Raw genomic sequence first — 7,820 nt, 5'->3', positions numbered from 1 at the left:
GTAACGCAAGTCGGCGTATTTCGCCTAAACACCTCGGTCAGTCCCCTCTCCCTCGGGGAGAGGGCTAGGGTGAGGGGCTCTAGATCTGGCTTTTGCTTTGGCTTTGATCTTTTGCCCCTTCAGCAGGCTGCGCCCGGATCGGTCCCGTAACGAAGGTACCCCGAGCCCCAGCGAGCGGGCCGTACGCCGGGGCAAAGCCTTTTGGTTTCTTTTTGCTGTGCCGGCACTCCGGCGTTTGAAAAAGGGACTCGCTGTAAGAGCGAAACCATAGGAAGCCGTTACCGCAGCAACGGATATACACCCAGTTTCAGACTCACCGACCATTGACCCACGACGGACCCATGCGTAGCCTTGCGCTTTCGAGGTTCTTCGGCACTCGCCGAAGCTAAGAAGGGAACGCGGTCAAAGCCGCGGCTGCCCCCGCAACTGTGAACGGTGATGTTCGTTGCCACGCCACTGCCAGCTCAACCGATGAGCCAGCGGGAAGGCGCAATGAACGCCAGGTCTCGCGCCTGAACGCCGTCAGCCAGGAGACCTGCCTCGTCACAGATTCTCACTACAACCGGGCGGGGTGATCCGGTGGCGAATGCTTCCGGCGTGCATGCGCGCTGCCGGTTCTCGTCCCGTATGCCCGCCGCTTGCCAAAGGGCATACCGATGAAAACACTGGCCAAACTCCCCGTCACCATCGTCACCGGTTTCCTCGGTTCGGGCAAAACCACGCTGCTGCGGCACATGCTCGACAACGCTCAGGGCCGGCGCATCGCGGTGATCGTCAACGAGTTTGGCGAGCTCGGCATTGATGGTGAGATCCTCAAGCAATGCACCATCGGCTGCACCGAAGAAGAGGCCAGCGGCCGTGTTTACGAACTGGCCAACGGCTGCCTGTGCTGCACGGTGCAGGAAGAATTCTTTCCGGTGATGCGCGAGCTGGTCGCCCGTCGCGGTGACCTTGATCACATTCTTATCGAAACCTCCGGCCTGGCCCTGCCAAAGCCGTTGGTGCAGGCCTTCCAGTGGCCGGAAATCCGTAGCGCCTGCACCGTTGACGCGGTGATCACCGTGGTCGACAGCCCGGCCGTCGCTGCTGGCACCTTCGCAGCGTTCCCGGATCAGGTCGATGCCCAGCGCAAACTCGATCCGAACCTTGATCACGAGTCGCCGCTGCATGAACTGTTCGCCGATCAACTGGCCAGCGCTGACCTGGTCATCCTCAACAAAGCCGACCAGACCAGCGCGGAAGATCTGGCTCGGGTGCGTGCTGAAGTCGCCGAAGAGCTGCCGCCAGCGGTAAAAATCATCGAAGCCAGCAACGGCCGCCTGCCGCTCGACGTGTTGATCGGCCTCGGTGCCGGCTCCGAGGAGCACATCGACAGCCGCCACAGTCACCACGATCACCACCATGACGGTGATGACGACGACCACGATCACGACGCCTTCGATTCGATCTCAATCGAACTGCCGCAAGCCGATGAAAGCCTGCTGCTCGACGCGCTGAAGCAACTCGTGGTGCAACACGGCATTCTGCGCGTGAAAGGCTTCGCGGCGATTCCGAACAAGCCGATGCGCCTGTTGATCCAGGGGGTGGGCACGCGTTTTGACAAGCATTTCGACCGTCAGTGGGGCGCCGAAGAAGCGCGCGTCACGCGTCTGGTGCTGATCGGTCAGGAACTCGATGCCGCACAACTCGAAGCGCAATTGCGCGCTGCGCTCAGCGTTTAAGCCATGCACCTGCTCAGGACCCAGCCCGGCGGATTCGTCTCGGACGACAACATTGCCGATCTCGGACAAACCCCCGCCGAGCTGGTGATCCTGTGCAGCGGCGATTCCAGCCTGGCGCTGCTCGCCGAGGCCGCGCAGCAATTGCCCGATGACTACCCGAGCCTGCGTCTGGCCAACCCGATGCAGGTGCAGAATCATGCCTCGGTCGATCTGTATGTCGACGAAGTGCTGCGCCACGCCAAGGTCATTCTGATCTCACTGCACGGCGGCATCGCCTATTGGCGCTACGGTGTCGAGCGGCTGGTCGAGTTGTCCGAACGCGGCGTGCAACTGATTCTGGTGCCCGGCGATGACCGCCCGGACCCCGAGCTCAGTGACTTGAGCACGGTCAGCGCCGAAGTACGCGATCGACTCTGGCAATTTCTGCGTCAGGGCGGCATGGGCAATGCACTGGATTTCTTCCGTTGCCTGGGCAGCCAATGGTTCGCCCGCGATTACCCGTGGAGCGAGCCGCAAACCCTGCCGCGCACGGCGATTTATCACCCACAGAAAAACAACGCTGCCCTGAGTGACTGGCAAGCCGAATGGCTACCCGGTCAACCCGTGGCGGCGCTGTTGTTTTATCGCTCGCATTTGCAGGCGGCGAACACGGCGTTCATCGATGTGTTCTGTCAGCGTTTGCAGGCAGCCGGAGTCAATCCGCTGCCGATCGCGGTGGCCAGTCTGAAAGAACCCGGTTGTCTGTCGGTGGTCGAGGACTGGCTGGATGAAGTCGAGGCGGGGGTGATTCTCAACACCACCGGTTTTGCCCAGTCGAGCCCCGAAGCACCGCATCTGCGCCCGTTTCGCCGCAACATCCCGGTGATTCAAGCGATCTGCGCCCAGGACAACGAGCCCGGCTGGCGCGACAGCGAACAGGGCCTCGGGCCGCGTGATCTGGCGATGCACATTGCTTTGCCGGAGCTTGACGGGCGCATCATCAGCCGACCGATCAGCTTCAAGGATCTGGCTTGGCGCAGCGAGCGCAGCCAGTCCGATGTGGTCTGCTACCGCGCCCAGCCCGCACGCATGGATTTCGTCGCCGAACTGGCGCGGCGTTGGGTTGCTTTGGCACACGTGCCGAACGGCGAAAAACGCATCGCGCTGATCCTCGCCAACTACCCGACTCGCGACGGCCGCATCGGCAATGGCGTCGGCCTCGATACGCCGGCGGCGGCGCTGAATATCCTCTGCGCATTGCGTGCCGAAGGTTATCCGATCACGGCCGAGTTGCCCGACAGCGGCACCGAGCTGATCCAGCAATTGCTCGGCGGTGTCAGCAACGACCTCGATAGTCTCGACTTGCGCCCGTGCCAGCAGAGCCTGGCGATGGACGATTACCTTTCAATGTTCAATGCGTTGCCGGAAGCGAATCGCGCGGCGGTAGTCGAGCGTTGGGGGGCGCCGCAAAACGATCCGATGTGTCGCGACGGTCGCCTGATGATCGCCGGTCTGCGTTTCGGTCTGACTTTTGTCGGCATCCAGCCGGCCCGGGGTTATCAGGTCGATCCGAGCGCGGTGTATCACGACCCGGATCTGGTTCCGCCGCACGGTTATCTGGCGTTCTATTTCTGGTTGCGCAACACCTACGGGGCCCACGGCGTGATCCACGTCGGCAAGCATGGCAATCTCGAATGGTTGCCGGGCAAAGGCGTCGGCCTTTCGGAGAATTGCTGGCCGGACGCGCTGCTCGGGCCGCTGCCGAATATCTATCCGTTTATCGTCAACGATCCGGGCGAGGGCGCTCAGGCCAAACGCCGCACGCAAGCGGTGATCATCGACCACCTGATGCCGCCACTGACCCGCGCCGAAACCTATGGGCCGCTGCGCAATCTGGAGCTGCTGGCCGACGAGTATTACGAGGCGCAACTGCTCGATCCGCGCCGCGCCCGTGAGTTGCAACGCGACATTCTGCAATTGGTGCGTGACACGCAGATCGACCGCGAACTGCAACTGGACGCAGCGCTGGACAGCGATGCCGATGCGGCGATCTGGTTGCCGCGTCTGGACACTTATCTGTGCGACCTGAAGGAATCGCAGATTCGCGATGGGTTGCACATCTTTGGCGAATCGCCGAGCGGGCGCTTGCGTATCGACACCTTGCTCGCGTTGCTGCGCATCCCGCGCGGTGACGGCAAGGCCGCGCAGTCGAGTCTGCTGCGAGCACTGGCTAAAGCGTTTGATCTCGGTTTTGATCCGCTGGATTGCGCCTTGGCCGATCCGTGGAGCGGCCCGCGTCCGCCCGAGTTGCAGGCCATCAGCGAAGAAGTCTGGCGCACCGCCGGCGACACCCGCGAACGCCTCGAATTGTTTGCCGCAGACCTGATCTCCCAAACACTCAATGTCCCCTATGGAAGCGAGCCTGCTCGCGAAAGCGGTGTGTCAGTAAAAGAACAATTATCTGACCCGACGCCTTCGCGAACAGGCTCGCTCCCACAAGGGCCGGGGTGGGCGGAGGTTGATTCGATACTCGAGCATCTGCGCGAAGTCGTCGCCCCACGCCTCGATGCTTGCGGCCCGGCCGAAATGCGCGGTCTGCTTGACGCCCTCAGCGGTCGTTTCGTCCCCGCCGGCCCCAGCGGCGCGCCCAGCCGTGGCCGTCTCGACGTGCTGCCCACCGGGCGTAATTTCTATTCAGTCGACGTGCGCAATCTGCCAACAACTACTGCGTGGCGCATCGGTTTCCAGTCCGCCACGCTGATTCTCGAACGACACTTGCAGGATCACGGCGATCACTTGCGCCAACTCGGCTTGTCCGTGTGGGGCACCGCAACCATGCGCACCGGCGGCGACGACATCGCTCAGGCCATGGCGTTGATGGGCGTGCGTCCGGTCTGGGCCACGGGCAGTCAGCGTGTGGATGATTTCGAGATTCTGCCGCTGAGTCTGCTCGATCGTCCTCGGGTCGATGTGACATTGCGGGTTTCGGGGTTTTTCCGTGATGCGTTTGCCAACCTCATCCGCCTGTTCGACGCCGCCGTGCAAGCGGTGGCCGCGCTGGACGAGCCGGACGACTTGAACCCATTGGCCGCGAAGGTGCGTGCCGAACGCCAGGCGCTGTTGCAGTCGGGCGTCGATGAAGATACCGCGCGGCGTCAGGCCGGGTGGCGCATCTTCGGCGCGAAACCGGGGGCGTATGGCGCCGGGGTGCAAGGCGCCATCGACGGGCGTTTGTGGCAGACCCGCGAAGACCTCGCCGAGGTTTACCTGAACTGGGGCGCCTACGCTTACGGCGGCGCCGACGAGGGCACGGCTGCCCGCGCGCAGTTCAGTCAGCGTCTGAGCCAAGTGCAGGCAGTTCTGCAGAACCAGGACAACCGCGAGCATGACCTGCTCGATTCCAACGATTACTACCAGTTCCAGGGCGGCATGCTCGCTGCGGTGGAGACGCTGCGCGGCGAAGCCGCGGCCAGTTATCACGGCGATCACAGCCAGCCGGATCTGCCGAAGATTCGTACCCTGAAGGAAGAGTTGAACCGCGTGGTGCGCTCGCGCGCGGCGAATCCGAAGTGGATCGACGGAATCAAGCGTCACGGCTACAAAGGCGCGTTCGAATTGGCAGCGACGGTTGATAATCTGTTCGCCTTCGATGCGACTACGCAGCTGATCGATGACCATCAGTACGCGTTGCTGGCGGAGGCATATTTGCTTGATCCGGCGACCCGGGATTTTGTTCGTGAACATAATCCGCACGCGTTGCGCGACATGACCGAACGCATGCTCGAAGCGCAGCAGCGCGGGATGTGGCAGGAGCCTGGTGCTTATAAAGAGGCGCTGGAGAATTTGCTGTTGGATATCGAGGAAGATATGTAGCCGCTAAAAAGCTACCCTCACCCCAGCCCTCTCCCGGAGGGAGAGGGGGCCGATTTATGTTGGTTTTGAGGCCTGAGTTCAACTCGATAATTCAGGTCGGCGCAACTTGCAAGAACACCCAGATCAGTTCCCTCTCCCTCTGGGAGAGGGTTAGGGTGAGGGCCACCCAACTGACACGCCACTAAAACTCAAGCACACCAAAGACCACGAAAGGGAAAACCCAAATGACCGACACCCCGCATTTCCCACTCTCCGCCGTGGTCGGCGCCGATGACCTGAAGCTCGCCCTGTGCCTGACCGCCATCGACCCGAAAATCGGCGGCGTACTCATCGAAGGTCCGCGCGGCATGGCCAAGTCGACGCTGGCGCGGGGCCTGGCGGATCTGCTCGCCAGCGGCCAGTTTGTCACTTTGCCGTTGGGCGCTACCGAAGAGCGGCTGGTCGGCACCCTCGACCTCGATGCTGCCCTGAGCGACGGTCGCGCGCAGTTTTCGCCCGGTGTTCTGGCCAAGGCTGACGGTGGCGTGCTCTATGTCGATGAGGTCAATCTGCTGCCCGACCACTTGGTCGACCTGCTGCTCGATGTCGCCGCCAGCGGTACCAACCTGATCGAGCGTGACGGCATTTCCCATCGGCATTCGGCCAAATTCGTTCTGATCGGCACCATGAACCCGGAAGAGGGCGAACTGCGGCCGCAACTGCTTGACCGCTTCGGCTTGAACGTTGCCCTCAGCGGCCACACCGCGCCCGCCGAACGCGGACAGATCATTCGCCGACGGCTGGATTTCGACAGCGATCCAAAAGGGTTCTGCGCGCAGTGGGCGAGCGAGCAACAAATCCTGCGTTCGCGCTGTGAAAGCGCCCGCGAGCGCTTGGCAGCCATTCCACTGGATGACGCGGCATTGGCGTTGATTACCGAGCGTTGTTTCGCTGCTGGCGTCGATGGCTTGCGTGCCGATCTGGTCTGGTTGCGCGCGGCTCGCGCCCATGCGGCGTGGCGTGGGGCGGATGCGATTGCTGAAGAGGACATCGACGCGGTGGCCGAATTTGCCCTGCGCCATCGCCGTCGCGAACACCCTTCATCCAGCGCCCAATCACAAGCGCAATCTCCCTCAGGCACTGACAGCAAATCCGGCGAAGGCCAGGGCCAGTGGGGCGAGATGCCGGCAACGGCGCAAGCCACCGGTGCCCGCCGCGAAGTTCCGAGCTGGCCGCCACAGGCAAAAAAGCCCTAGGCATTCGCCCCCGATCCAACGCGGGGGCGAATGCCAAGCCCCGCGCCGGACAACTCGACAATGGCCGCCAGGGCCAACGGCATGCGGCCGGCAGCGGATCGGTGAACTGGCCGGGCACACTGCTCAATGGCCGCCCTCAGCGCCGCGCTGATCTGTTGTTTCAACAGCGCACCCGCGCGCCCCATGAAATCTGGCTGGTGATCGTCGACGCATCGGCCTCGACCCGTCGCCATCAGGCCTTGAGCGATGCCAAGGGCCTGCTCGCGCAGCTGTTCGACGATGCTTATCGCCAGCGGGCGCGGCTGGCGTTGCTGACCGCCAGTGGTTCTGTGCCGAAATGGCAGGTGCAAGGCTTGAAGGCCTCAAGCGGCCTGGGCGTCTGGCTCGACGGTCTGGGCGCCGGTGGCGGCACGCCGTTGCTCGCGGCACTGGAGCAGGCGCAGCAATGGCTGACGCTGCGACGCAAGCGCTTTTCTGCCGAACAGCAACGCTGCCTGATCGTGACCGATGGTCGCGTGAAAGAACTGTCGGCGTTGCCAGTGCTGGCGTGTCCGGGATTGCTGATCGACATTGAGCGCGGGCCGATTCGACTGGGCCGGGCGAAGGATCTGGCGACCGCGCTGCAAGCGCAGTATCAGCATATCGATGAGCTGGGTTTGCGCTGAAATCCGCCGCACCGCTCGCACCCTGTGGGAGCGAGCCTGCTCGCGAAGGCTTCTTCAGCAACGCTGAAAGTCTGCGATCAAGGTCATTCATACAGATTTTGAAATGATTTACCGCTGTGGAGCAGGTCGGTCGACGCTGTACGCTCGAAGGCCATTTTTCATTCAGGATCTACATGAACACCCTCTCGGAGCCTCCCAGTCAGCACTCTCCAGCACGCCTTCGCGCGGTCTTGATCCTTTCGCAGCACCCCGTCTTCCGACTCCCGACTATGGTTGATAACGCGGCCCTTGAGCTTTCGCGTTGCACTTCGCCGTGTCCGGCCGCCTGAATTCACTGAAGAGAGATC

General features: G+C 62.6%; 4 protein-coding genes and 1 riboswitch. All 4 genes read left to right on the top strand.

Features of this window, described 5'->3' with window-relative positions:
- The first annotated feature begins 345 nt into the window (after positions 1–345).
- Positions 346–557, top strand: a riboswitch (cobalamin riboswitch).
- A gap of 99 nt (positions 558–656) precedes the next feature.
- The 4 genes from cobW (at position 657) to ACYSTU_RS25750 (ending at position 7,473) form a co-directional block, all read left to right on the top strand.
- Complete coding sequence (cobW, locus tag ACYSTU_RS25765) at positions 657–1,721, top strand: cobalamin biosynthesis protein CobW (RefSeq protein WP_499002429.1); 1,065 nt, start codon at positions 657–659, stop codon at positions 1,719–1,721.
- A 3-nt stretch (positions 1,722–1,724) separates the two neighbouring features.
- Positions 1,725–5,573, top strand: a complete 3,849-nt coding sequence (gene cobN, locus ACYSTU_RS25760) for a cobaltochelatase subunit CobN (RefSeq protein WP_499002427.1) — start codon at positions 1,725–1,727, stop codon at positions 5,571–5,573.
- Between the two features lie 224 nt (positions 5,574–5,797).
- Positions 5,798–6,808, top strand: a complete 1,011-nt coding sequence (locus tag ACYSTU_RS25755; RefSeq protein ID WP_499002424.1) for a magnesium chelatase ATPase subunit I — start codon at positions 5,798–5,800, stop codon at positions 6,806–6,808.
- Entirely contained in the window at positions 6,781–7,473 is a 693-nt protein-coding gene (locus tag ACYSTU_RS25750) for a vWA domain-containing protein (RefSeq protein WP_499002436.1), read from the top strand. Before ACYSTU_RS25755 ends, ACYSTU_RS25750 begins: the two co-directional genes overlap by 28 nt.
- Positions 7,474–7,820: the final 347 nt, after the last annotated feature.

The sequence above is a fragment of the Pseudomonas glycinis genome (assembly GCF_054871425.1).
Note: the sequence above shows the minus strand (reverse complement) of the source record. Positions and strands in the feature narration are given on the sequence as shown.